Source organism: Paraburkholderia sp. GAS82 (assembly GCF_050436285.1).
Classification (GTDB): domain Bacteria; phylum Pseudomonadota; class Gammaproteobacteria; order Burkholderiales; family Burkholderiaceae; genus Paraburkholderia; species Paraburkholderia phenazinium_B.
On the sequence record NZ_JBNDLX010000007.1, the window covers coordinates 1 to 24707 of the forward strand.

General features: G+C 59.0%; 23 protein-coding genes. 7 read left to right on the forward strand and 16 right to left on the reverse strand.

The window, feature by feature from the left end:
• Positions 1 to 202 precede the first annotated feature (202 nt).
• Positions 203 to 673, reverse strand: a complete 471-nt coding sequence (locus P3T17_RS21935; RefSeq protein WP_429408864.1) for a hypothetical protein — start codon at positions 671 to 673, stop codon at positions 203 to 205.
• Positions 674 to 694: 21 nt separating this feature from the next.
• Here P3T17_RS21935 and P3T17_RS21940 point away from each other — a divergent pair, with 21 nt between their 5' ends.
• Entirely contained in the window at positions 695 to 1201 is a 507-nt protein-coding gene (locus tag P3T17_RS21940; RefSeq protein ID WP_429408865.1) for a hypothetical protein, read from the forward strand.
• Between the two features lie 176 nt (positions 1202 to 1377).
• Here P3T17_RS21940 and P3T17_RS21945 read toward each other — a convergent pair whose 3' ends face one another.
• From P3T17_RS21945 to P3T17_RS21960, 4 genes are all read right to left on the reverse strand, one after another.
• Positions 1378 to 2070 carry a hypothetical protein gene (locus P3T17_RS21945; RefSeq protein WP_429408866.1) on the reverse strand — a complete coding sequence of 231 codons (693 nt, stop codon included), beginning with the start codon at positions 2068 to 2070 and terminating at the stop codon, positions 1378 to 1380.
• Between the two features lie 183 nt (positions 2071 to 2253).
• Positions 2254 to 2787, reverse strand: coding sequence for an N-acetyltransferase family protein (locus tag P3T17_RS21950; RefSeq protein WP_429408867.1), 534 nt, complete (start codon positions 2785 to 2787; stop codon positions 2254 to 2256).
• A gap of 238 nt (positions 2788 to 3025) precedes the next feature.
• Positions 3026 to 3610 carry a hypothetical protein gene (locus P3T17_RS21955; RefSeq protein WP_429408868.1) on the reverse strand — a complete coding sequence of 195 codons (585 nt, stop codon included), beginning with the start codon at positions 3608 to 3610 and terminating at the stop codon, positions 3026 to 3028.
• Between the two features lie 99 nt (positions 3611 to 3709).
• Entirely contained in the window at positions 3710 to 4165 is a 456-nt protein-coding gene (locus P3T17_RS21960) for a GNAT family N-acetyltransferase (protein WP_144156119.1), read from the reverse strand.
• A gap of 588 nt (positions 4166 to 4753) precedes the next feature.
• On the opposite strand from P3T17_RS21960, the gene P3T17_RS21965 reads away from it, so the two are divergent.
• Positions 4754 to 6112, forward strand: coding sequence for a hypothetical protein (locus P3T17_RS21965; RefSeq protein WP_429408869.1), 1359 nt, complete (start codon positions 4754 to 4756; stop codon positions 6110 to 6112).
• A gap of 901 nt (positions 6113 to 7013) precedes the next feature.
• Here P3T17_RS21965 and P3T17_RS21970 read toward each other — a convergent pair.
• The 3 genes from P3T17_RS21970 to P3T17_RS21980 form a co-directional block, all read right to left on the reverse strand.
• Positions 7014 to 7532 (reverse strand): hypothetical protein, encoded by a 519-nt coding sequence (locus P3T17_RS21970; RefSeq protein WP_429408870.1) that lies wholly within the window; start codon positions 7530 to 7532, stop codon positions 7014 to 7016.
• Between the two features lie 131 nt (positions 7533 to 7663).
• On the reverse strand, positions 7664 to 8566 hold the full coding sequence (locus P3T17_RS21975; protein WP_429408871.1) for a GIY-YIG nuclease family protein: 903 nt from the start codon (positions 8564 to 8566) through the stop codon (positions 7664 to 7666).
• Between the two features lie 477 nt (positions 8567 to 9043).
• Positions 9044 to 9550 carry a winged helix-turn-helix transcriptional regulator gene (locus P3T17_RS21980; RefSeq protein ID WP_429287847.1) on the reverse strand — a complete coding sequence of 169 codons (507 nt, stop codon included), beginning with the start codon at positions 9548 to 9550 and terminating at the stop codon, positions 9044 to 9046.
• Positions 9551 to 9780: 230 nt separating this feature from the next.
• On the opposite strand from P3T17_RS21980, the gene P3T17_RS21985 reads away from it, so the two are divergent.
• From P3T17_RS21985 to P3T17_RS21995, 3 genes are all read left to right on the forward strand, one after another.
• The gene (locus P3T17_RS21985; RefSeq protein WP_429408872.1) at positions 9781 to 10875 is read left to right on the forward strand and encodes an NmrA family NAD(P)-binding protein; all 1095 of its coding nucleotides are present in this window, start codon (positions 9781 to 9783) and stop codon (positions 10873 to 10875) included.
• A 70-nt stretch (positions 10876 to 10945) separates the two neighbouring features.
• Positions 10946 to 11554 carry a hypothetical protein gene (locus P3T17_RS21990; protein WP_429408873.1) on the forward strand — a complete coding sequence of 203 codons (609 nt, stop codon included), beginning with the start codon at positions 10946 to 10948 and terminating at the stop codon, positions 11552 to 11554.
• Between the two features lie 70 nt (positions 11555 to 11624).
• A complete protein-coding gene (locus tag P3T17_RS21995; RefSeq protein ID WP_429408874.1) occupies positions 11625 to 12830 on the forward strand; it encodes an alpha/beta fold hydrolase in 1206 nt (401 codons plus the stop codon).
• Between the two features lie 40 nt (positions 12831 to 12870).
• Here the strand turns inward: P3T17_RS21995 and P3T17_RS22000 are convergent, their stop codons facing one another.
• The 7 genes from P3T17_RS22000 to P3T17_RS22030 all read right to left on the reverse strand — a co-directional run bounded on the left by P3T17_RS22000 (position 12871) and on the right by P3T17_RS22030 (position 21194).
• Positions 12871 to 14232: an MFS transporter gene (locus P3T17_RS22000; RefSeq protein WP_429408875.1), complete on the reverse strand. Its 1362-nt coding sequence runs from the start codon at positions 14230 to 14232 to the stop codon at positions 12871 to 12873.
• 133 nt (positions 14233 to 14365) lie between these two features.
• Positions 14366 to 15007, reverse strand: a complete 642-nt coding sequence (locus tag P3T17_RS22005; protein ID WP_429408876.1) for a DsbA family oxidoreductase — start codon at positions 15005 to 15007, stop codon at positions 14366 to 14368.
• 213 nt (positions 15008 to 15220) lie between these two features.
• Complete coding sequence (locus P3T17_RS22010) at positions 15221 to 16483, reverse strand: MFS transporter (protein WP_429408877.1); 1263 nt, start codon at positions 16481 to 16483, stop codon at positions 15221 to 15223.
• Positions 16484 to 16503: 20 nt separating this feature from the next.
• A complete protein-coding gene (locus P3T17_RS22015; protein ID WP_074267905.1) occupies positions 16504 to 18018 on the reverse strand; it encodes an ATP-binding cassette domain-containing protein in 1515 nt (504 codons plus the stop codon).
• On the reverse strand, positions 18015 to 18941 hold the full coding sequence (locus P3T17_RS22020) for a branched-chain amino acid ABC transporter permease (protein ID WP_429408878.1): 927 nt from the start codon (positions 18939 to 18941) through the stop codon (positions 18015 to 18017). The genes P3T17_RS22015 and P3T17_RS22020 overlap by 4 nt, the downstream gene beginning before the upstream one ends.
• Positions 18942 to 18954: 13 nt before the next feature.
• Complete coding sequence (locus P3T17_RS22025; protein WP_429408879.1) at positions 18955 to 19830, reverse strand: branched-chain amino acid ABC transporter permease; 876 nt, start codon at positions 19828 to 19830, stop codon at positions 18955 to 18957.
• Between the two features lie 98 nt (positions 19831 to 19928).
• Positions 19929 to 21194: an ABC transporter substrate-binding protein gene (locus tag P3T17_RS22030; protein WP_429408880.1), complete on the reverse strand. Its 1266-nt coding sequence runs from the start codon at positions 21192 to 21194 to the stop codon at positions 19929 to 19931.
• A 328-nt stretch (positions 21195 to 21522) separates the two neighbouring features.
• Here P3T17_RS22030 and P3T17_RS22035 point away from each other — a divergent pair, with 328 nt between their 5' ends.
• Entirely contained in the window at positions 21523 to 22191 is a 669-nt protein-coding gene (locus P3T17_RS22035; RefSeq protein WP_429408881.1) for a glutathione S-transferase family protein, read from the forward strand.
• Between the two features lie 27 nt (positions 22192 to 22218).
• Here the strand turns inward: P3T17_RS22035 and P3T17_RS22040 are convergent, their stop codons facing one another.
• Positions 22219 to 23139, reverse strand: a complete 921-nt coding sequence (locus P3T17_RS22040) for a LysR family transcriptional regulator (RefSeq protein ID WP_429408882.1) — start codon at positions 23137 to 23139, stop codon at positions 22219 to 22221.
• 143 nt (positions 23140 to 23282) lie between these two features.
• Between P3T17_RS22040 and P3T17_RS22045 the strand changes: the two genes are divergently transcribed.
• Entirely contained in the window at positions 23283 to 24662 is a 1380-nt protein-coding gene (locus tag P3T17_RS22045) for an MFS transporter (protein WP_429408883.1), read from the forward strand.
• The last annotated feature ends 45 nt before the right edge of the window (positions 24663 to 24707 follow it).

Genomic DNA, 24707 nt, shown 5'->3' on the forward strand with positions numbered 1-24707 from the left:
AGTTCAGTCGTAGAAAGCACGAAGCTGCGAAGGCGCAGCCTCACCAGTCGCTCGACAGACTGCCGGCTCACGCGTTTTTACACGGCCTCGGCCGACCTGTGCCTTATTTGGCCGGTTCGAATCAACACTGAGGAACGACCGACAACAGGCATACGGCTAGACAGTCGACTATCAGCGGCAAGGCTCACTTCCTTCGCCTGCGTCACGATGACGTGTGTATTTGAACGCTCGTCCAGTCGAGCCGAAGAAACCCGACTGAGATAGCGGGACCAGCGATCGGGAGCAAACAATACTCGACACCACCTGGCGCATGGCCCAGCGAGCCCCAATCCAACGAGATAAGCGTCCCCCATGAATAGTGATCGATCTTCACGGCGCCTCGCACTATCTTCTCGGGCAATCCTGACGTATTCGATCTAGAGAGGAGATACGCCACGACTTCCTTCTCAACATAGAGATGCGGCGACAGAATTCCGATCAAATGAGGACCAATCTGCGCAAAGCGTCCCGTTGAGCCGAATACCGTGGCCGACTGTTCATCTTGGACGATTTCAATTTGCTGCTGTGTATCGATCCAGTCCTCGTTCATCCAGTCATAATCGCCATTGCGCGGCACCTCGATTATCGCTTTCTCGAAATCAAGCCTGACAAGTCCCAGATCGATGGAATACATGCGTTGTCGCGAAATGAGGTGATGGGGCCGATTGTCGACGATTCCTGTTTCGATGTCGACCGTCCGCTCATGGCCGACTGGCGTCTCTCTAGCAGGTTCACACACGGGTTAGCCGAATGCGAACACAGATACAGCAACGCCGAGCACCACAAGACCGGCAAGAATGAAAAGCGTGCGGACCCGATGAGCGTCACGCCAAGCCGCTCGGCTTGCCTGTCTATCGCTCAGGGATTGCCAGCCGGTAAGATGCCCGCCAGAAACAACCGGGTATTCATCGGGATGGATCTTCTGCTCGGTGAGATCGGTCCCATCCCGATCATAGTCGTGGCCAGCGATCCTGCCTCCTTCTTCCTGTGCAGTGACCACGCCCGGCAAGCGATTGCCTGCGCCGTCATGAAGTGCATCTGCCTCGCCGCGACGACCATAGCGGCCAAATCCAGCGTCCTCGCCCCCGAAATGCGCTCCTTCTCCACCGCGGCCGCCAATGGCCATTGCATTGGCGGAAAACCAGAAGGAGGCCAGCAGTAGTATTGTGAGCGTCCGTCCGTCAAGTAAGTGCTGTCGATCAGCCATTATTCTCATTGCGTTCGTCTTGGCATCGAATCTTGAGATTATCAACGATTCGTGTGGCGGCGTCGAACGTCTCAAGACGGCCGAACCCTGAATTTGCGGACAGCGGCGACTAGCCTATCGCTACAGCGCGCTTATTCAGAAGTTCCGATATCGTTGTGACGCTGCCAGATTACCTGATGGTCAATTGCGTAGAGGTCGCACGCTTCCTTGGCAGTACTCCGGCAAAGATACAAAGCACGCTCGGATGCAGCGTTCGCACTGCCTTCCAGATCGGGTTTATCCGACGACGCTCCCCAACTCCCATCGGCCGAAATCGCAAACGCGCGATGCTCGCCATAGGTCAGCCATCGCCGATATCCGTCCTGGCCATGGTCATCGAGGTAAGGCACCGCACTGCCCAAATCAATGGAAGCCTGACTTGAGTGATCCGGAAGTGCGCGGCTGAGGGCATCGAGGACGATCGCCTCCCAATTCGTCGCGGTTATGTTTGTAGCCAATGAACGCTTCGATACGACTTCGACCCTTGTGCTCGATAAGTCTGCGCCCGGATCGACAAATATAGCTACGTTCTCACCGTACGTGAAAAGCCCTAAGCCACGCTGCGCCAATGCGTAACCTTCCAGACGGTTTCCGTCGACGTAATCAAGGCCTACGCCCTGCACGATGCCTGGCAGATACTTCCATACAACGTCCTGCCCGACGGGGTAGATACGCGATTGACCCGTCCCACGTCCCAGTTTCGCGTCGGCCAGTGTTGTACATCCAGCCATGGCTGCGCAAATGATCAACAGTAAACATGCCACGACGGAACGGCTTGCCTTCATTATGTCTGGTCCGTTTCTTAGGTATCAGGTGTTGATGTCGGAAAAATTCTCTCGCCTCGCTTTGTCATATCGGCACCGTGAGCGCGGACTTGAGGAGATGCTACGACGTTGCCGATTATCAACGACCCAGACGATCTGTCATGGACGATCTTGCTGAGACACTCAATGTGGCCGTTGCACGACCTATAACTTTGGGGATCGAATATCGCTGCCGACGATCGCCATCTGCACGATGTCCAGGACCAAATCGCCCTTCTTTAAGGCATGGCGCTTGACGCCTTCAACGCTGAAACCGGCGCTCTCATAGAGATAGATAGCCCCCGGATTATTGGCGGTCACCTCGAGTTCGATCCGTTCGACAGCAGGTGCTGCGCTTGCCCATCGGAGCGTGTGTTGCAGCAGCGCCCGTCCGACCCCCTGGTTTCGATACTCCTTCGCAACGTTGAGGCCGAGCGAGAGTGAATGCTCACGATTTGGCTGCTCAATGCGGCCGACGCCACCCCCGCCGATAAGCCTTCCTTCGTGTTCAGCGATGAATAAGACGGAGTGCTCGCTCCTTCGGCGTTTGAAAAACTCTGACCATTGCTCGTCCGTAGGTCCGGTGCCCCTGTCTGGAAGCACCGACAGCCCCTCTGCGAAAAGAGCCGTCATAAATTGTTTGTATGGGCCTTCGTCGACGGGGCGGACTACGTGGTATTCGACATTAGCTACGGACATTTCCTCTCCACGCACTACGGCTGTTTTCGATTGACAAGCGATCTCTGGTTTTCAGGATCGCCTACCGACGGACCCGCGTATTCAATTGTTGTCGCTCTAGCTACTGGCGTCGAACGGAGGTTCCTGGCCGATCCGTGCCCCATGCGGCCGGCTCATCTCGACCTCTCGACCCACTGGGCAGGTGGCCGCGCGAATGAACGAGCATTCGAGCCACCTATCGCCATACCATAGTCCAAGCTTATCTGAGGTTAAGTTGGCCGAGACGTGCATCACCGGTCCGCCACGTGTACGACCGACTCGTTCCGCCTTCGCAAGAGCCCGTAGTCGATGTCATAAACGTTGGCAGGGTCAAAGTCAATGATCCATCGTCGCTGATGCCCGAGACGCGAATACGTCGCACATCAACAGCGCAGCCGTCGCCAACCTCGGTGAGACCTGACAGCGCATAGTACGGAAACGAGGACTTCGGCCCCGGATCCGCAGGCGGCCCGAAGACAGCAAGAAACTGATGAGCATTGTTTCCGTCGCCGAAGCCTTCGATGATAAAGGATGCAATCGCGATGGTCCCGTGCTTCGGCACGACAACAAACTGCAATTGCCTGCCATGCGGCTTTTCCGCTGCATACTCATCCTGAATTACGGCGACTAGACGGTCGAGTTGCGAGTTGATCTGGTGCGCACGAGACGAGCGAACGTCCTCTGTCGCGTGCTGTCTCGCTAACGCCGGGAATCCGATAAAAATGGCCGCCAAAATCAAGGTGACGAGACAAGCGCATTCCGAGACCACGCGCGTCATCGGCAACTTTGCCTTCCCCGTTTTCATAACCTCGATCTCTATTGTTGCGTGCATTGTCGCCAATTCAGGTGGCCGTGGCGAATGTCTCATTGTGGCCGTTATCGTGCGACCGCACGAAGCCAAATCTCAGGCTGCGATGTGTTTCTGCATGAACACGCTCAGTGGGTCGTTCGTGTAGTCGCCAAATGGTCCCCGACGCTCGTAGCCGGCTGATGCGTACAAAGCCAATGCCTCATGTTGGTACGGTCCGGTTTCGAGCTTAAGCAAGTGACAGCCAGAGTCTTTTGCCCGTGACTCAAGCAGAGCTAGGAGCTTCTTGGCGACGCCTTGCCCACGTCCGCGAGGACTTACATACATGCGTTTGACTTCACCGAACTCACGGTTGAGGACTATTGCCCCACAGCCAATCGCTTGGCCCTCACGGTCCCGCGCAACAGCAAACAAGACATTGAGTTGCTTCAACGACGCCAGGTCCAAGGCGTGACGGCTCTCGGGCGGATACAAGGTGTCCTGATAGGCATCCAGATCGGCAATGAGGGTGATCACCTCGGGTTGATCGGGCGATTCGAAGGCGATATTCATAGCAGTAAATCGAGGCGAAAGGGAGGCTCAAGTACCGAAGGATAAAAAAAGACAGGTTGCGGTCGCAATCTGGCGCTCATTTTTGGATTGTCGACGATTCGCACGAAGTTGTCGAAGGTCCATTCCTGGCCGAACCCGGAAGTTCGGACATCTCACGTCAAATCACCGACCCAACCTCGGCGTGAACTTCCCAAGTCGACCCGAAGCGGCCTATCGCTGCTCTGCAAAGCGGACCGTCAATCCCGGCAATTTCCCACAGCCCAGGGCGAGATGGGCGATGTCGCCAGCTGGCCAGATACTGCAAGAAACGTCGAATGCAAGCCGCTCGCGTCCTTGCTCCCTCCCACAAAACGGCCGCACTTTGCGTTGCCGTTATAAAGTCGAACAACAAAAAAAGCGCGAAAGGCGGCGCCATTCTAATGCTTTAAAGCACCCCGGAAAACGACCGCATCCCGCCTTCAAAAGAGAAGTTCGCGTCGCCATTTTCAACGCTAAAGGAATAACTGCGCGTAGCAATTTGTCCTTCACTAAAGTACATCGCATTTTACGCCGTTAACCCGTAACAACAATTCTTCGCGTTTAGCAATCTTGAATTTTTCGTTTCCAACTATCGCATTTGCCGCCGTGATCGGCGTAGCTGGTTGCGCCAACGGGCCTGACTCGACAAGTCACGCCCCCACTGAAGTCACAGTTGACGGTAATCCGACGCCGGTCGAAGCGATCCAGCAAAACCAGCTACGTCGGAAACTAGTAGCAGCGGGCGTAGACCCGGACTCTCAACAAGGTCAGATACTGGCGCGTTGGATGACAAAATTCGCGGCTGATCCTGCTTGGCCGGCCGCAATGCGCCGCAACCAGACGGACCGGAACGCCCTTTTTGCGGCGCCACTCGGATCGGACGACAGACTACGAATGTTGGGGTTATTCAAAGATATCGCGACCGGGTCAGCATACGATTGTCGTGCGCTGATGCAAGGAGCCGATTTCATTGCAATGACGAAGTCGGCGTCGCCACGCACCGTCGAAGATGTCATGGAGATTTTCCAGATTGTGGTGGACGGCCCCACGTCGGAACATGTGGAAGAGCACTACAGTGATGTGACATTACTTGACGCCGATGCACTTCTCAATGCAACACCTCCAAAGCACGGGGCGAAGGAATATCCAAAGAACCCTTGCGAAATGCTCGCGTTTTCGGTCGACGCGATCAACGCGCTCCCTCCCGACTTACGTGGTCCTGCATCCTATGAGTTTCTTCGCACGTTGAGCCATCGCAAGAACATGGTTCAAATGACGCTCGACAATCCTTATGCGTACTTTGACGAATCGTTTGACGAGCGCCGGCTACCAGAAGAAATCCGCCGCCGTCTTCCTTCTGACGGCAGCCGTCCTCTCCCGTACTCGCGCGTCACGTTCGACGCCCGTTGGGTCAACAAGACAACGCCAGGAGACGACGCATCGTTCAAGGACGTCTTCGTCAATCGACGGAACAATGGCGTAGTGGCCGAAATGGTCACGTCAACCGGCTGGACGGACTACACGCTGAGTCTTGGTCTTGCAGATCTGCGCAAGCAGACTGTTGGAACCGGAACTTCGCTGACGAGGCTGGCCACACTACCATCTGACGCTACGATTGCCACCTTCGCTCACGAGCCTGCCTCCGGAGAAACAGTCGACATCATCCTTCCACAACCATCGAGTAACGAGGCAAATTCGACGCAGTGCAGAGTCGAAGGGACAGTACCTGCGTCAAAGGTCTTTCAGAAGTTTAGGGGCACTGCGGTCTCGCTAATATGCACGCAGCAGCAGAAGACAGGTCTGAGTCGTCGCTGGCATACAACGTTGTTGTTGGACTACGGAATTACGTGGACGGATTGGATCGACGACGAGGATGGCCGCACTACAGCAATTGTTCGAAACGTCACGATCGATGATCCTGTGGAATGACCTCGGTATGTAGGCAACCAGATCGGCAATGAGGGCGATCACCTCGGGCTGATCGGGCGATTCGACGGCGATCGAGGCGAACGGGAGGCTCAAGTATTGAGGGATAGAAAAACGACCGGTTGCGGTCGCAATCTGGCGCTCATTTTCGGATTGTCGACGATTCGCACGTAGTTGTCGAAGGTCCGAAACTGGCCGAATTGGGTCTCATGCGATGAGGCATAAATCGACTCCCAAGGAACGGGCGCGACTTGGAACCGGCCGTCGCGCTGCCGACAGCACGGAGATCGGTTGCCGCGCGGCAGCTTGCCCATAGGCGATTTTCCGGCACACTACGGGCAACGATTTTCGCTTCAAGACTGTTGACGGCCGCCTGACGCTGGACGAGGACGAGATGCGCCTGCTTTACGTGGCCGTGACGCGCGCACAGCATGTGCTGGACATCTCCGAGCTACGCGAGGAGCTTTTACGGCTGTTCAACTCGCGTCGGTGACCGCATAGGCCTGCTCCGCACAAGTGTGACTCTCAACGGCGATGTTTTGTGCGGCCGGCGATGGGCGCCACCGCCATACCCCGTGGCTTACCGTGATGAACCGACATCTACTTGCGGCAGCTCTAGGACGCGGAAAACAAAGCACGGTATCGACAGATACGATCGTCCCAAATCGACCGAGGCCGTGTGAAAACGCAAGCTGAACGTGGCGTTCGAAAAAATCAACCCTTCAGATCGCGCCATATCGGCTTGGCAGCACCTCGGGAAGGGTAAAGCCACACCCGAAACCGAGTACTTTTGCGTTTTCACACCGCCTCGACCCACAGCAGACCTTCGAAGTTACCGAAAGCAGCAACTCATCGTTCCTAGCGTGTCCGACGATCTTGGCTGAGGCATTAGCCCGATTGGGCATCAATAGCCAATTACCAAGATCCCCCGGAGAGGCAACTTCATTCGGTTACTGGCGTACATCGTTTCAAAAAAGGTGACTACGCGCTCGAAGTCAGGGTTCCTAGTGCCGGCCGCTTCGTAAATGTTACGAACTGCTATGGCTAGGTAATCTATATCGTCCATCATGCAGGCTTGAAATAAGTCTTTGAGGAACTGATTGTTGACAACTGCTCGACCGGCCTCTACCTCAACGACAAGCTTACCTTCGATATGGTGAGCATCCGCTTCAAACGCTTTTGATATTCGGCCGTTGTTTCCGTAAAGAACCGGCACACGAATCTTCTCGGCTTTCTTCTTCCCGGTCTCGACGGAAAATCCCAACTGTGCGAGCCGAGGGGCTATGTGTGCAAGAACTGCGTTACTTGGTAGAGTGTGTTCCGCTGAAGTGAAGGAGGGGTGGCTCTCTTCGAATGCTTTTACGACTGCTTGTACAAGATCTGTTGGTTTGTCAGATCTCGGAAAATAGGCCCAGTTCAGCATATAGTCTCAGTAGGTATTGGACCAGCGGATCTCCATTAGCTTACATGCCATCCAGCTTAAGGAAGGTGCCGCGTTTGACGCCCCGAAGCAGAGGTAGCCGTATGCACGAAAACAGATGTTCAATGTTTGAGTTATGCATCTGGAAGCGACGCATCTTCAAGTTCCTTCAAGGTTTTTCCATTCGTAGTCTTCCAACTTTGTGGACCGCTTCTTGAAGTGCCGGCGACGATAGCGGCCGCATAGCTAGACGAACTTAGAAGGATGTCCGAAGTGGCGACGAGCCGATCATTTTCGGTGGCCAATGCACCTTCAGCGAGAAGGCGCTCTTTGATGGAGGCCAGTTTGCCAGGAATGCTATCTGTATTAGTGCGAGATAGTTGCGATCCCTTCTTTAGAACGAAACCTTCGTCTGTCAGCGCACCATAAGCGATTAAATTGTTCACGCGGAAGACAAGGTCCGTGGCCGGCGATACAGCATTCGCGTCCAGTGACGTTGCGTCGCCCGTATTCGACGTCGTGCTTGCTCGAAGAACTGGTTCGAGTATCTGATAACCCAAGATACCTAAAACCATCCTGATATTTTCGACGAACTCCGCCATCGTGTCCCGGTCCGCTCTTGGCAAGCTCGATTCCGGCGGCGTATTGCCGTTCTCGAGTTGATAGCGATCGGCCTGCTTAGACAACCACACCAAGGACGATTCAAGGTACTTGATATGCGCCTTCGTGAGGTTCTCATCCTTACTTGTGAAGATCACTACCTCGTTCCAGAACTCTTTGTTTCGGTCGTGATTCGTTAAGCGTTGCGAGACATTTTCTGACTCGCCTACATACGCGGCAGGCTTGCTATCGCCGAAACGGCCCTCAAAGAGGAAGTAGACTCCAGGCTTTGCTGCTTCAGGCCAGTTTGCCAGCTCGCTGAGCCGATTGCGAGGACATGCGATCGCGTGGCCTGTCCAATTCACCAGTTCGGCATACCGGATTCCAGTAACAGTCGCATCGGCGAGATAGACGCGTATTGATTTGCCGAGGGGCACAGGGCCTCCATAAAAATGTATAAGGTACAGAGCGGCGGCAATTCGCCAGCAACATACTCAAGTCAATTTGTCGTGTCGTTGACGGCGAAAGTCATATAAGCTCTAGTCGATTCCGCGCCCACGATTGACCGATGGACAACGATTTTCGTCGACCCAAGTTTGTATAGCAACTTCAATTTCGAACTAGCAAAAGATGGCCGCGACCCTCCGTTCATGGCCGTACCTTGCCAGTCGCGGCCGGCGCCTGGCGACCCTCAGCCGCTCGTACTGGCCGAACCCGGTCCAACGACGCTCGGCTCAGATCGACCCGAGCCACCGTTCGGACCTCATTTGCGCAACGCGCAATCGTAAAGGCCGGTCCCGCAGGTGTAACTGCCGTTGAGCCACCTAGTCTCTGACTGGCGCGGACCTGAGTGCACTCATTCAAAGATCAGTCGACAAAGGCGCTACGTATCGCGAGAGATCTCGTTGTCCTCATCATTCTTTCTGATGGCGGCGCTCACCTTGCGACAAACGCCAGCGGAGCAGATCGTCTGCCCCGGGGCCTTCCTTGATAGCCACGTCTGCGGCGCTGAGCTGCTCACCTGTCTTTTGATCGATAAAGCTCCACCGCACCTCAGCCCCGGTATTCCGATTCACAAACTTCATCGGCGGCGCCGACGCCCCGGAGACCCCCAGCCTATCCCCTATCTCGGCGAGTACCGGCATCACTGGGGCGACCTGCCAACCCTTGCGGGTCAACAGATATTCAAATCGATCCGGATTGACCTGATAGCGTCTGCGCTCGACCAGACCGTTGGCCTCCAGGTGCTTGAGTCGATCGCTGAGCGTCGCATTGGTTATGCCCGACGACTGGCGAAACTCGTCATATCGGCTGAGGCCAAAGACGAGATCGCGCAGGATCAGTAAACCCCATCGGTCGCCGATCACCGCCATCACGCCAGCGATCGAGCACACCATTCCGTCGAAACCTTTCGAGCGCATGCACTGTGTCCCTAGTAGCCCGACGATCGTCGCCGGGTAAGTCTCATTATAAGAGTGGCCGTGATCAGGCAGAACGATTCCACGAGGCACCGCGGCCCCGTCATGGACCAAAGAACTGGAAAGTACTTGCCGGGCAGGCCACTAACTCTTATTATAAGAGTTAGTGGCCTGCCCCGGTGATGAGTGCTGCCGGTCCGGATGCCCGTTCAATCAAACTTGAGGAATCGATCATGACCTCCCACGCCACTTCCAGGATTTTCGTCGTTGGCGGCACTGGCGCGCAGGGCCTGCCCGTCATTAGCGCGCTCGTCGCCGATGGCAAATATTCTGTCCGGACTTTGAGCCGGGATCCAGATTCCCGGCGGGCCAAGGCGTTGCTCGCACTCGGCAACGTATCAATCCTGAAAGGCACATTCGCCGACGAAGCCGTCCTTCGGGAAGGCTTCCGTGGTTGCGACGGGGCATACATCAATCTCGACGGATTCAACACCGGCGAGAAAACGGAGATCTATTGGGCGATCCGTTGCTACGAAATCGCGCTGGAAGAAGGCATCAAGTTCTTCGTGTACGGCAACCTCGACTACGCACTCAAGAAAGCCGGCTACGACTCCCGCTTCCGCGCCGGCCACTATGATGGCAAAGGCCGCGTAGGCGAATGGATCCTGTTCCAGAACCAGACGAACCGGGACCGCATGGGCGCGGCCGTGTTCACCACAGGGCCGTACATGGAGATGGCGATTTCGGCCATGACGCCAATGATGCCGATCGTGGAGAACGGCGTGCTGACCTGGCGCGTGCCACTCGGCAACGGCTCGGTACCCCACGTCGCATTGGACGATTGCGGCTATTACGCACGCTGGCTGTTCGACCATCCCGAGCGCTCGAACGGCATGGATCTCGAAGTCGCGATCGAGCAGGTCGAGTACCACAAACTAGCCGAGGCGTTCGAGCAGGTGACCGGGCATCCGGCGCGCTATATCGACACGGATCTGGACACGTACTGGAACGGCCCGCTCAAGATGACCGCGAGCCTGCCTGCCGGATACAACGCGGATCCGAACGACAAGAGCACGATGAGCTTCCGCGACAATTTCACCGGGTTCTGGAACATCTGGAAGCACGGCGTGATCCAGCGTGACTACGCGCTGCTCGATGAAATCCATCCGAACCGCATCCGGACCGTCGAACAGTGGCTCCGTCGTGAAGACGAACGCGGCCGGCAGCAAGGTAAGGGAAGCCTATGGGAGCGTATGCAGCCGGACAACCTGTTCAAGTCGACGCCGCTTCTGAAGCTATCCGAAGACGGTAGAAAGGGCGAACTGTAACTCTCCGGCGTCGCCTCCAGAAGGTGCTGGAAGCGGATCCACAATTTAGTTTAACTAATGGATATTTACGATGAATCAGATAGTTGAAATCGGAAAGAGCAGCGGGCCGCGCGTTTTGCTGGGAGTACTGATCGTCTGGGGACTGGCTGTTGCCGCCGCCGCCGAAGCGGGCGTCTATCGTGCCGTCTACCCGCTGTCGCTCGCGGGCCTCATCGCTTTGGGAATCGTGGCGCCGGTCGTTGTATACGCACTGTCCAGAAGGTTTCGCGCATACATCGAGACCATCGGGTTGCGGACGCTGACAGCATTCCACATCTGGCGCATCGCGGCCGCGCTGGTCTTCTTCTGGTACGGGGCGCATGACCTCCTGCCGGAGGCCTTCGTGCGGAACGCGGGATGGGGCGACCTCATCGCAGGATTGCTGGCCCTCGGCGTCACGCTGCTGCCGAAGAAGACGCGCAACCGGTATCTGGTCTTCCACCTGTTCGGGTTTGCCGATTTCGTCGTGGCGGTTGGTACCGGGTTGACCTACTTCCTGCTCAACGATCCCCGCATGTCCGGCATCCAAACGCTGCCGATGGCCTTGATCCCATTCTACGGCGTCGGAATTTCGGGGGCGAGCCACATCATGGCGTTCGACCTGCTGCGTCGCCGCCCAGGTCTGTCTAACGCCAGGTAAGCATGCCGCTGTAACGGCATGAGCCGAATCGAGGCTCACACGCCTTCCTCAACCAAGCAAGGAAATCATCATGAAGTCTCGTCGTACCCGTGCCGCAGCCAGCGCGCTGTTTGGCTTGCTGGCGTTCGGCCCCATGTTCGCGGGTATCGCATCGGCCCAGTCCAATGCACCGTCCGCCGCTTCCGCCAGTGGAGCTGCGCCGTGGGACCAGCGCGTGAATCCGGCGGCCGTTCAGGCCGATGTCTGGTTCGACAATTACAAATTCCGGGACGGCGAGACGCTGGCCCGGTTGAAGCTTCACTATGCAACGCTCGGCACGCCGCATCGCAATGCCCAGGGGGCCGTCGACAACGCCGTCCTGGTCTTGCACTGGACGGGCGCGGACAGCCGCACGCTGCTGAGTCCCACTTACACGAAGGCGCTGTTCGACCCGGGTCGTCCGCTCGACGCGAACCGCTACTATCTGATCTTTCCCGACAACGTAGGCCACGGCCAGTCGAGCAAACCTAGCGACGGACTGAAGGCGAAATTTCCGAACTATGATTACGGCGATATCGTCGATCTCCAGCACAAGCTGGTGACCGAAACGTTGGGCATCGGGCATCTGCATGCGATTCTGGGTATGTCGATGGGCGCCATGAACGCATGGCAATGGGCCGAGATGTATCCCGACATGATGGACGGCGTGATGCCGGTGGTCTCGCTGCCGATTACAGTCTCGGGCCGCAATTTGCTCTGGCGGCGTATGGTGATCGACGCGATCCGCTCCGATCCTGACTGGAAGAACGGGGACTACACGCAAACGCCGCGCGGCTGGATCGAAGGTTTCAGGGTACTGCGGATGATGATCGACAGCGCGCCCGCGCTGCAGCAGGAAATTCCCGATGGCGCGGCGGCGGACAAGTTCCTCGCGACCACTCGCTTTCAGGCCGAGCACGTCGATCCGAACGACATCCTGTATTCACTCAAGTCGTCATTCAGCTACGATCCCGAACCAGCGCTTCCCAGAATCAAGGCCAAACTCTTCGCCCTGAATTTTTCCGACGACGAGTTCAATCCCGACTCGCTGCAGGTCCTCGAGAGACTTGTTCCGACGCTTCAGCAAGGCAGGTACGCGGTGCAGAAGGGCACGCCATCGTCGCCGGGCCATTTCACCATGACGCGTCCCGACCTGTGGGCGCAGCATGTGGGCGAATTCTTGCAGTGGCTAGGCGATGCGCCCTCACAAACAGGCAGTAGCGATCCCCGATTGATACCAGATTCATCCAGGTCATGATGATGTGATCCACGGAGTATGGGGCTGCGGCAGCTGTCGCTCAGTGTCCGAGCGACTCGCCCTTCAATGGTTTCGATGTCCCGTGACCCGGATGAGCCGCCTGCTTGACCAACAACGCGACGCACGAAATCAGAGCGGCCACCGCGACAACCGCGAAGATCCCTTCGAACGAGAAGTGTTCACGCGTCAGTTCCGCGACCAGAAAAGAGCCGGCAATGCCGCCGAACCGGCCAATGCCGAGCATCCATGCAACACCTGTTCCGCGACCTTGGGTCGGATAGAACGCAGCCGCGAGCGCCGGCAGCGACGACTGCGCCGTATTCATCAACACTCCGGCGACGAACACCACCAGCACGAGCAACCCGACATTGCCCACCGCCTGACCGATGCAGTACACGCTGATCGCCGTCAGCGCATAGCAGACCGCGATCACACGATTCGCGTTGAAGCGGTCCATCAGGACACCGCACAGCACGGCACCCACGCCGCCAAGCGGGAACAGCGCCGAGATCAGGGTGGCGCGTTGCGGCGGGAGTCCCGCCTCTTTCAGCAGAACCGGCATCCAGTTGATGGAGGCATAGAAAATCACCAGACCCATGAAATAGGCAAGCCACAGCATGACGGAGCCGATTATGTACTGACGCGACAGCACCACCCGCAAGCCCTGCTTACCCGCCACTGCCGGCGCCAACTCCGTCATCACGAACGAACCGGCTTCCTGGGCCGCGCTGGAGATCCGGCCCAGCGTCGCACGGATCCGTTCGACCGCGTGTTGCTTCGCCACCAGATAGCGCACCGACTCGGGCATCGCGATCAGCAGCAACACAGCCAACAGCAGCGGCGTGGTGCCGCCGAGCAGCAGCACGCTGCGCCAGCCGAAGTGCGGAATCAGCCAGGCCGCAAGAAAGCCGCCAAACGCCGCGCCAAGAGGGAAGCCGCAGAACATCAGATTGATGAGCGTCGCCCGGCGGCGATCGGGACAGAATTCACTCATCAGCGTGACCGCATTCGGCATGGCGGCGCCGAGTCCGATACCGGTGACAAAGCGCAGGACGGTCAAATTCCCGATGTCGCCGGAAAACGCCGAGGCGAAACACGCCACGCCGAACAGCGTGACGGAGCCAAGCAGTAATACACGCCGTCCGATCCGGTCGGAAAGCGGACCCGACACCAGCGCACCACAAGCGAGGCCGAACAGCGCCGCGCTCAAAACGGGCGCGAGATCCGGCTTGCTGATGCCCCACTCGGTCACTAGCGACGGCGCAATGAACCCTATCGCCGCAGTATCGAAGCCGTCGAGCAGGACGATAACGAAACACATCGCGAAGACGAGCCACTGGAACCCCGAAAACGGGTGTTCATTGATAAATGTCTGTACGTTGACGGCCTCACTCTGACGCACGCTTTGTCTCCTTGTTATGGGCTGTGCACTCCGCGCGGCCCATGCATGGGCTTCCGGGTCCGGTTAGAACCTGTGAACGATGCCGCTCACCTCCGTTCGACCTCGTCAATCAAGATTTCGGTTCAACCAGACACTACCCCTCGGCCAGAACCTGCTGAATGGTTTTCTCGAACACGTCAGCGGGTTGTGCGCCCGTCAGCAGGTATCGATTATTGAAAATGATCGACGGCACAGAATGAATGCCCATTGCCTGGTACTGCTCTTCTTCTACACGAACCTCATTGGCATAATCGCCGCCATCCAGCACAGCACGCGCCTCGGCACCATCAAGTCCCACGGATTCCGCCGCTTCCACCAGAACGTCATGGTCACTCGTGGGCTTGCCCTCGCCATGATAAGCCTGCAGTAGCGCCTGTTTAAGCTGTAACTGTTTGCCTTTCATGCCGGCCCAATGGATCAGACGGTGTGCATCGAAGGTGTTGTAGATGCGCGTACGCGTTCCGAAGGTAAAGCCGACATCAGCGCCGCGCTGGCGAAGCGCGGCCTGCGCCTCGCTCACTTGTTGCGGAGTGCGCCCATATTTCTTTGCGATATGTTCGACGAGGTCTTCACCCTCCTCGACCATCTGCGGATTCAGCTCGAAGGGGTGCATGACTATTTCGGCGTCGACCGTATCACCAAGTCGCGACAACGCGAGTTGCAGCGAGGATAAACCGACGGCACACCAGGGGCACGCTACGTCGGAGACAAAATCGATTCTGATTGGCTGTTTCATTGCTTTCGCACCCAGAAGTTTCGGTCGTGATCGAGATAACCCCTATTCTGGACGAGTTTCGACACGAAATCATCATGGTCCGCGGTAATTCAGTTGTTACCTGAAGTAACGTCGAACCGTGCAAACGGTGCCTGCTCATGGCGATCGATCTGCCAACGTCAATTGGCCGCCGTCGTCACATGGACTTCGCGCAAGCCATGATTGGACCGCGGTTCAATACTGAAGCGATACGGAACTGCCCGGCTTGCGGTGCGTAACAATCCAACCCGACGCCAACAGCGCAATACCGCCGAAAATCACGATGCCGCCGAGCATAGTGAAGCCCAACATATAGCTGCCGCTCGCGCGATACAGCAGCCCGACCATGAAACCGGCTATCGTACCGCCGCCCCCCGCCCCGACGCCGTTCATGATTCCGGATGCCGAGCCGATCGCCGACGGCCGCGCGGTCAGTTGCAAGATCGACCAGATATTGGGTGTATAGCTACTGGCGTATAGCCCGAGTGCAAGCGTGATAAGGCCAAGCTTCGCATAGCCGCTGTGCAACTCGGGTAGCAGCAGCAACATCGCACCCGGGATCATTAGCCCAAGTCCGGCGATCAACACGCGCTTGTTGGTGCGGTCGCTGATCATCGACATCGGAATGGCAAACAGGATGGCGGCCACGAACGGGACAGAACTGGCCAGCGCTTGAGCGACGCCGCTAAAACCGATCGACTTGACCGCCATCGGCACCCACAACGTGATACCCCAGAACAGCATGCCCTGAGTGATATAGCTGATAACGAGCAACACGAATGCCCAACCGCCAACCGCATTGAACGTCAGTGGCACGACGGCGGCGACGTTTTCCGGCTCGGCAAATGGCGCTTCGCTTCGAGGCCGCAGACATTTTGCATACATCGGCACGATCAACACCAGACCGATAGCGCCGGTCAGGAAGAACAGCGTACGCCAGCCGAACGCATCGTAAATCGGCGTAAGCAACAGAAATCCCGTCGCGAGCGCAAGGTATTGACCGTAGTACTGAATGATCGAATTTGCCTTGCTGAGTTCGTCAGGCGCGAACCAGTCACGCACGAAACGCGACATCTGTGGCCAATAGACGCCTTCAGCGATCCCCAGGATCAGGCGGCATATCAACATCACCGCAACGCCATTCGCAAAGCCGGCGAACAAAGTCGCCGTGGACCATATCGCAAAGCTGGCCATCACCACTGTCTTCGGTTCGAGCTTGCGCGTGGCCACACCTCCGACGACGTTGGCCAATGCATAGCCGATCAAAAAGATGGTCAACACCCAGCTGGACATCAACGGAAACCGTGCGCCAGAAAAACCAAGGTCCTGTGCGACCGATGGCAAAGCGACCGACAGATTCGTGCGATCCAGATAGGCGACAAACAAACCAGTCAGCAATGCCCCGCCAATACGCCACCACCGCGAACCCGTCGCCTGCCTCATCGCTGCCTGCTGCATGTGCGCCTATCCTCCCGCATCTACGCCTGCGCCGGAAACCCCGGAGGATCGCCCACCGGCACAATTTCCAGGTACCCCCGCCCCATCTCGCGCTCGAAGCTGGACGGATCACCTTCCCACACAATCCGGCCATGCTCCAGAACATACACCCGATCGGCATGCGGCAACGCGAAGGTGACATTCTGCTCGCCCAGCAACACCGTAATCGGCGTGGTCCGCTGCAGTAACTCCAGCGCCTTCGACAATTGCTCGAGAATCACCGGTGCGAGCCCCAGGGTCGGCTCATCGAGAATCAACAGTTTCGGTTGCATCATCAGCGCGCGGGCAATGGCCAGCATCTGCTGTTCACCACCCGACAACGTGCGCGCCGTCTGACGTTGCCGCGACTTCAGGATCGGGAACAGTTCGAAGAGCCACGCCAACTGCTCAGAGCGCGCAGTTTCGGCAAGATGGTATCCACCGAGGTCCAGGTTCTCACGCACAGTCATGTCGCTAAAGAGCTCACGAGTCTCCGGACATTGCACCACGCCCGCCCGCGCGATCGCTGCACCGCTCATGCCGCGCAAATCCTGTCCGCCGAAACGGATCGTGCCCTGGTACGGCACAAAACCCGAAATGGCGTTGAACAGCGTCGTCTTGCCGGCGCCATTCAGTCCTACCACCGAGACGAACTCCCCTTCGCGCACATGAAGACTCGCGCCGTCGAGCGCCCGTGCCTTGCCGTACAGTACGCCAAGATCCTCCACATCGAGCAGCGTCGGCTTGCTGACCACCTCGTCGCGCGTCCGCTCTCTCGTCTCGATCTTGCCGCCCAGATACACGCGCCGCACGGTCTCGTTCTGCATCACCTGTTCGGCCGTGCCTTCCGCGATCTGCTCGCCCAGATACATCGCAAGTGCGCGGTCGACCAGCGCAGCGAGACTCTTGACGTTGTGGTCCACCAGCAGCACAGCGCGACCCTCGGCGCGAAAACTGCGAATCAGCGCCGCGAACGACTCCGACTCCGCCATCGTCAGTCCTGCGAACGGTTCATCGACCAATACGACCTTCGGATCGCGCGCAATCGCCTTCGCCATCTCCATACGTCGCAGATCGGCGAACGGCAAGGTCGCGGGATGCCGGTGCATCACGGCACCGAGCTCGACACGCTCGGCGATTTCGCGGGCACGGCGGTTGACATGCGGATCGGCGACGAGCTTGATCAATGAGTCAGGCAAGAGCGCCAGCTTGATGTGCTCGAGCACCGTCTGCCGATGCAGCGGCCGCGAGTGCTGAAAGACGATGCCCACGCCGGCGCGGGCAATCCGGTGCGGCGCCCAGCCCGCCATCTCCGTGCCGTCCATCTTGACCGACCCGGCATTGGGCCGCTCGATGCCCATGATCAGCTTCATCACGGTCGACTTGCCGGACCCATTCGGACCGATGAGCCCGAGGATCTCGCCGGCCTCGATGTCAAAGCCGATGTCCTTCACCGCGACCAGGCCGCCGAAGCGCTTGGTCAGGCCACGTACCGAGAGGCGAGAGGCTTCGCTCATTCTCGCTCTCTCACGCGCAGCAGGTTGCCGAGCAGGCCGTCCGGAAAGAACAGGATGACCGCGAGCGCCAGCGCTGCGACTACGAAGGTATTGATCTGGCCCAACGGCCTGAGAAACTCACCAGCCACGATCAGGAACACCGCGCCGAGCACCGCGCCCAGGATAGTTCGGCGCCCGCCCAGCACAGCGGCAATGATGATCTGCACGCCCACTCCCAGATCCACTACCGTGCTGACGGAAGCGGTGCCCTGGTAGAACACGAGCATCGCACCAGCCACGCCGGAGAACACCGCGCTGATGCAAAAGGCCGCGAGCTTGTGCTTGGTCACGTTGAAGCCAAGCGCCTGCGCACCGATGGCGTCCTGACCGCTCGCCTGCAGGATGAGGCCCATCGCCGAGCGCGACAAGCCGAACAGGATGATCGCGCACACCACGAGAAACGCGAGCGCATACCAGTAGTTTTGCTCCGCACTGACGGACATGACATCGGGCACGGTCATGCCGATCTCGCCGCCGGTGATACCCGCGAAGATCACGATCGAGTTTTGCAGCAACAGCACGGCAACCAGCGTGATCAGACCGAAATACGGGCCGCGCAAGCGCAACGCAGGCACCGCCAATAACAGCCCGCCAATCAGCGCGACAAGACCGCCTGCAACGATGCACACGGGAATCGGCAGCCCCCACCGCGCATCGAGTATCGCGGCCGAGTAGGCGCCGAGACCAATCAGAAACGTGGGACCGAAGTTGACCTCGCCGGCGAAGCCGAACAGCAGGTCCCAGGCCATCGAAAACACGCTGAAGTAATAGGCGACGGTGAGGATGCCGAGAATATAGCCGGACACCCACCAGGGCAGCGTGGCCGCCGCGACCGCCAGCACGACGGCGGACCACAGCATCCGCGAGCGAACAAGATTGGTCACGTACCCTCCTTGGCTAGCGCCGCCCCAGAAAGCCCTGCGGCCGCAGGTACACCACCAGCACCAGCAGCACGAGCGCAGGCATGGGGCGCAGCGTCGGTGCGATCAGGTAGGCGGTAATGGTCTCGAGATAGCCGACCACATACGCGGCCATCAGCGAACCCGACACGCTGCCAAGACCGCCTAGCACCACGATCGAAAAAGCACTGGCCGTGAGCTGGCCCGTGTTGTTGGAACTGACACCGAGGAACGACGCCAGCAGCACGCCTGCAACGCCGGCGAGCACGCCGTAAAGGGTCCACGCGAGCAGATACACACGGGACAATTCGAACCCGAGCAACGTCAGCCCACGCGGGTTCATCGAGGCCGCAAGCAGCGCCTTGCCGGCCCGCGTGCGATTGACAAAGAACCACAGCAGCCCGATGACGACCCAGCAAACGACCGCGATCATCACCTCGTTGATCGGCGTGCGCACGCCCGCAATGACCACGACGCCTGGAAACAGCGGGCGCATCGTCACCGGGTTGTCAGTGAACAGATAGGCCATGCCCTGCTGGATCATGATGCCCCACAGCAAGGTGCCGGTCAGCACGAAAATCTCTTTCTCCTCGTGCGGAATCGCGGCGGAGCGTTGAATCGGCCGCACCACCATCAGATAGGTGATGTACGCCGCAACGAGGCCGGAGAGCACGCCGAGCAGCGTGCCAAGCCAGGTGCCGAGGCCGGCCTCGCCGGCCAGCATCCAGCCCATCAACGCGGCAATCAGCATCACGCCGCCGTGGGCGAGGTTGAGGACACCGGACACGCCGAAAATCAGCGTAAAGCCGATCGCGCCCAATGCGTAAAGCGAACTGATAGCAAAACCGTCGATGAGAATTTGCAGCCAGACCATACGCTACCCTCTGGTTCGGCCAACGGCGGAATCCGTCGCCTGCGATGACGCCGGGATGCCGGATAACCCCGGCGCCCGGCCACCTCCGCGTTGCGCGACTAGTTGGCGTTTGCCTGCTGCAGCTTGATGAAGGACGGGAACTTCACGGTTCCATTGGCGAGCGCTTTCGGCCAGATCGCGACCTGCTTGCCGTCCTGCCATTGCAGGTTGATACCCGTGATGTAACCCGGACCATATTTCAGCGCATGGGTGAACTGATCGTTGCGGCCATAGAACTGCCAGCGGCCGATCGTCCCGACGTAGTCCGTCTTCTCGAGCGCATCGACCATCTTGTCGGGATCTGTTGCGCCGTTATTGCGCTTGATCGCGTCCGCGAGGATATAAACGAGGTCGTAGCTCGTGAAGCCGCAATAGGCTGGCGATACGCCAAACTGTTTGGTGTACGCATCGACGAAGGGCACGGTCTTGGGCGTGATCGCCACGCCTGGCGCGGCGGCAGACGCCGTGATGACGCCTTCGGTCGCGCCGTTGGTGTCCTTCCAGAAGCTGGTGGTCGTAGCCTGCGAACTCTGCCCGGTCAGCGGGATAGGCACCTGCTGGTCATGCCACTGCACCGTAGGTTGCACCCCAACATGGCTGATGCCGGTGGTGATCGTATCGGGATGCTTGCTTTCGATCTGGTTGTAGATCGGCGTGAAGTCCGTCGTATCCGGATTGAAGCGGATGTGATCGAGCACCTTGAGTCCCGCCTTCGGCAGACACTCGAGGTAACGTTCGTCAAGCGGCTTGGTCCAGGCGGCATCCTCGCTCATCACGACCGTCGTCTTCATCTTGAACTGGCCGACCAGGATGTCATGCGAGAAGTCGCAGATCGACTGGGCAATGAAGGCCGAGGTCATCCAGCCGTGGAAGGTGTATTTGTAGTGATCGTAGTCGTCGTGGACCTGCTTCGAGATGTCGTTGCTCGCCGCGCCTGGCGTGATAAACGGCATCTTGAGGCGTGCTGACCAGGGCTCCATCGCGAGCGCCACCTCGCTGATGTAGCTGCCGATCACGGCCACGACCTTGTCCTGGCTGGCGGCGCGCTGGAATGCGCGCACGCCTTCGGAGGCCGACGAGTGGTCGTCGTAAGCAATGATCTGGATTTGCCGGCCGTCGACGCCACCGTGCGCGTTGATCTCGTCCGCTGCGAGCTGGGCGGCCTTTGTGATAGACGCGCCGGCTACCGCCGACTCCTCGCCGATCACCCCGATCTTGATGGGGTCGCCCGCCGCGTAGGCCGAAACTGCGAGCCCGAGCGCCGCGATTGTCACACCGGTGCGGATGACGCGGTACAGGCTCCGCCGCGTATTGCTGTTGGACATTGTCTGTTCTCCGATGCGTGGTGCGATCGTGGAGCAACATTTGCCAGCTACAGTGCATCTATTAAGAATGCGCAGGGAACAATAGCATCCGTTCGGGGCGACCTATATCGGTAGTAACGATGACGAGACCGTTGGTATCCTGCATCGCTATTGGATTCGCCGGCGGGCAGACATGAAGCCCACCCGTGGCCGTTTTTGTGCGGCGCGAAAATACCAGCAGGAGTTTGCGGATGGGATGTCGATTTAGCCCTGTCTCCAACGTCTAGCAGGTAAGCACCCGGATTGCGTGTCGCCCACTCAACGAGACATACAGCAAAGGAGAAACACCATGCCCCCTTCACTGCCCCCCGTTATCACGTGTTTTGAACAGTCACCCGATCGCGGCAGGGGACTGGCGCGTGACATGCGTGTTCGCTGGGCGTTCGAAGAAGTAGGCCAACCCTACGAGGTTCGTCTTGTTTCGTTCGGTGCAATGAAGGAGCCGGCGCATCGGGCGCTGCATCCTTTTGGGCAGATTCCGACCTATGAGGAAGGCCCTCTTGCCCTGTTCGAGTCAGGCGCAATTGTGTTCCATCTCGCACAGCACCATGCGGGCCTGCTACCTGAGGACCCGGATGCGCGGGCTCGTGCGATCACATGGATGTTCGCCGCGCTCAACACGGTTGAGCCGCCGATCCTCGATCTTCAGACCATCAGGTTTCAGGAGCGCGACAAGTCCTGGTACGAGGAACGCCTGCCTCTCGTCGAGGATCGCATCCGTGACCGGCTGGGCGACCTTTCCGATCGCCTTGGCAACGCCGAATGGCTCGATGGTGCGTTCAGCGCAGGCGACCTTATGATGGTGGCGGTGCTACTCAGGTTGAGAGCATCGGGTCTGCTGGACGAATATCCGAACCTTGCCGCCTATGTCGCCCGCGGCGAAGCGCGGCCCGCATACCAGCGCGCCTTCGCCGCTCAATTGGCGGTCTTCGTCGCTAGCCAGGCACCGGCCAGCTGATTAAGCTCGGCTCCGGGTTCCACGTCGTCAACCCTGCGAATCGGAGCCGCTCCCAAACCGCTCCACCACAAACTCGACAAAGCTACGAAGCTTCGGCGACATCTGCCGGTCGCGCAAATAGAGCAGGTTGATCTGCCGCATGGGCGCGGCATAGTCAGGCAACACTTCGATCAACCTGCCCGCCTCGATATCCGCGTCGACCAGAATGCCCGGCAACATCGCGATCCCCATGCCGGCCAGCAAGGCCCTGCGCAGCGCTTCTGAATTGTCGATTCTCAAGCGGCCTCTCACCGGAACGCTCACCGTTCCATTCGTGCCGGACAGCGTCCACTCCGGTTGCGCCGCGTGCATTTCGGAGCGCAGCGGATAAGCGTAGGTCAGACATTGGTGCGCACGAAGATCCTCCGGCGTCGCCGGTACGCCGCTCGCATCCAGATACGCGGACGACGCGCATAGTACGAGGCGATACGCCCGCAACGGACGCGCAACGAGGTCAGGGTTGCCCGGCGTACCGATACGAATGGCCGCTTCGAAACCGTCCTCAATCAGATCCGACAAGCCATCGGTGGCGACGACATCCAACTGCACCTCGGGGTAGCGCTGGCAATAATCCGCGATGGCTGGAACCAGGCACTCGTTGCTGAAAATCACGGGGGCGGTAATCCGCAGGCGTCCACGCGGCGTCCCGAGATGATCGAGCGCCAATCGCTCGGTATCGCTGACGAGACCCAGAATCTCGACACAGCGCTCGTAATAGGCTTGCCCGAACGCGCTGATCTGCTGCTTGCGAGTGGTGCGGTGGATAAGCCGCGTGCCGAGTCTGTCCTCCAGCGCCTGGAGGTGATTGCCGACCATGGTGGGCGACAGATCGCAGGCGAAACCGGCCGCCGTCAAGCTACCGGTCTCAACTACGCGCACAAACACCGTCATCGCTTTGAGAAGGTCCATTCCCCAATATTAGTGGGTTCTGTGCCAATTTGCAGGCGGTTTATCAAGCCCGACTGGGGGATTAGAGTGGGGCATGGCTATCGGTCAGGCGAACCCGCCTGACCCGCTTGAGTCCCTGACCGGGCTCTACCCCACCGACCATCATGCACAGACAATCGACCCGATCTCCGCGTCTCGCCCTGCTCGCCGCCAGTCTTGGCTTCGTCATCATCTGCCTCGACGTGACGGTCGTGAACGTCGCTCTCGGGCGGATTCAGGAAACTTTATCCGTCAGCTCCACGGAGCTCGAATGGGTGCTCAACGCCTATACGCTCGCCTTCGCCGCCCTGCTGCTCAGCGCCGGCGCACTCGGCGACCGGTTGGGCGCGCGGCGCGTTTTCGTCGGCGGCTTTGCGATCTTCACGTTGGCGTCGGTGGCATGCGGCTTCGCACCCGGAGCGCTCACGCTTGTCGCGGCGCGCACCGTGCAAGGCGTCGGGGCGGCGCTGTGTGTGCCGTCGTCGCTATCGCTGCTGAGCGCGGCCTTTCCCGACCCGCGGGCGCGCGCCAAAGCCGTGAGTATCTGGGCCGGAACCGCCGCGCTGGCGCTGGGTGCCGGCCCGCTCGTGGGCGGCTTGCTGATCGACCGTTTCGGCTGGCCGAGCATCTTTCTGATCAACGTGCCGTTCGGCATTGCCGGCATCTGGCTGACGCTCGCCCATGCGCCCGATACCCTCCGTCACGCGGCACGCCGTATCGATCTGACCGGCCAGATGCTAGCGGTGGTTGCGCTGGTGGCGTTGATGTTCGCCGTCGTCGAAAGTGGCAGGTTGGGCTGGGGTAGCCCGGCTGTGATGACGGGTATCGTTTGTTTCGTCGTGTTCGGCGCGTTGTTCGTGCTGGCGGAAGCGCGGCAAAAGGAACCGATGCTGCCGCTGTCGCTGTTCCGTATACCGGCGGTCAGCGTAAGTTCGTTGATCGGACTGTCGCTCAACTTTGGCTATTACGGGCTGATGTTCGCCATGAGCCTCTTCTTCCAGCATGTCCGGCACTACACGCCGCTCGAGACTGGTCTGGCTTTCCTGCCGATGACCGCCGTTGTCACCGTAGCGAACCTCGCATCCGGCGCGCTCACCTCACGATTCGGCTACCGTCTTCCGATGGTCGTCGGGCAGGCCGTGGCGGGGCTCGGTTTTCTGTCGCTGGCGCTGCTCGAGGTCAACAGCAGTGACCTGATAATCACCGCTCCGTTGCTGGCAATCGGTGTTGGCGTCGCGCTGGCCGTACCGTCGATCAACACCGCCCTCCTCGCGCATGTCGAGCCCCGTTCCGTCGGTATCGCTTCAGGTTTGCTGAACACGGCGCGTCAAATTGGAGGCGCACTCGGCGTGGGCATCTTCGGTTCGCTCATCGCCAGAACGGCAGGCAATCCCGTCACCGGACTGCACACCGCCGTCCTACTGGCAGGTGTATTGATGATGGCAGGCGTGGTGATCGCGATTGCGGGGTTGAAGACATCCGGCGGAGTACCAGCCGCAGCATAGCGGCATTAGCGGACGCATCATTCCAAATGAATGCGCATCTGCTAA

Coding starts and splice junctions, on each gene's coding strand:
- P3T17_RS21935 (WP_429408864.1), bottom strand. CDS start 673: ATGTATTCCATCGATCTGGGACTTGTCAGGCTTGATTTCGAGAAAGCG.
- P3T17_RS21940 (WP_429408865.1), top strand. CDS start 695: ATGGGGCCGATTGTCGACGATTCCTGTTTCGATGTCGACCGTCCGCTC.
- P3T17_RS21945 (WP_429408866.1), bottom strand. CDS start 2,070: ATGAAGGCAAGCCGTTCCGTCGTGGCATGTTTACTGTTGATCATTTGC.
- P3T17_RS21950 (WP_429408867.1), bottom strand. CDS start 2,787: ATGTCCGTAGCTAATGTCGAATACCACGTAGTCCGCCCCGTCGACGAA.
- P3T17_RS21955 (WP_429408868.1), bottom strand. CDS start 3,610: ATGAAAACGGGGAAGGCAAAGTTGCCGATGACGCGCGTGGTCTCGGAA.
- P3T17_RS21960 (WP_144156119.1), bottom strand. CDS start 4,165: ATGAATATCGCCTTCGAATCGCCCGATCAACCCGAGGTGATCACCCTC.
- P3T17_RS21970 (WP_429408870.1), bottom strand. CDS start 7,532: ATGCTGAACTGGGCCTATTTTCCGAGATCTGACAAACCAACAGATCTT.
- P3T17_RS21980 (WP_429287847.1), bottom strand. CDS start 9,550: ATGCGCTCGAAAGGTTTCGACGGAATGGTGTGCTCGATCGCTGGCGTG.
- P3T17_RS21985 (WP_429408872.1), top strand. CDS start 9,781: ATGACCTCCCACGCCACTTCCAGGATTTTCGTCGTTGGCGGCACTGGC.
- P3T17_RS21990 (WP_429408873.1), top strand. CDS start 10,946: ATGAATCAGATAGTTGAAATCGGAAAGAGCAGCGGGCCGCGCGTTTTG.
- P3T17_RS21995 (WP_429408874.1), top strand. CDS start 11,625: ATGAAGTCTCGTCGTACCCGTGCCGCAGCCAGCGCGCTGTTTGGCTTG.
- P3T17_RS22005 (WP_429408876.1), bottom strand. CDS start 15,007: ATGAAACAGCCAATCAGAATCGATTTTGTCTCCGACGTAGCGTGCCCC.
- P3T17_RS22010 (WP_429408877.1), bottom strand. CDS start 16,483: ATGCAGCAGGCAGCGATGAGGCAGGCGACGGGTTCGCGGTGGTGGCGT.
- P3T17_RS22015 (WP_074267905.1), bottom strand. CDS start 18,018: ATGAGCGAAGCCTCTCGCCTCTCGGTACGTGGCCTGACCAAGCGCTTC.
- P3T17_RS22025 (WP_429408879.1), bottom strand. CDS start 19,830: ATGGTCTGGCTGCAAATTCTCATCGACGGTTTTGCTATCAGTTCGCTT.
- P3T17_RS22030 (WP_429408880.1), bottom strand. CDS start 21,194: ATGTCCAACAGCAATACGCGGCGGAGCCTGTACCGCGTCATCCGCACC.
- P3T17_RS22035 (WP_429408881.1), top strand. CDS start 21,523: ATGCCCCCTTCACTGCCCCCCGTTATCACGTGTTTTGAACAGTCACCC.
- P3T17_RS22040 (WP_429408882.1), bottom strand. CDS start 23,139: ATGGACCTTCTCAAAGCGATGACGGTGTTTGTGCGCGTAGTTGAGACC.
- P3T17_RS22045 (WP_429408883.1), top strand. CDS start 23,283: ATGCACAGACAATCGACCCGATCTCCGCGTCTCGCCCTGCTCGCCGCC.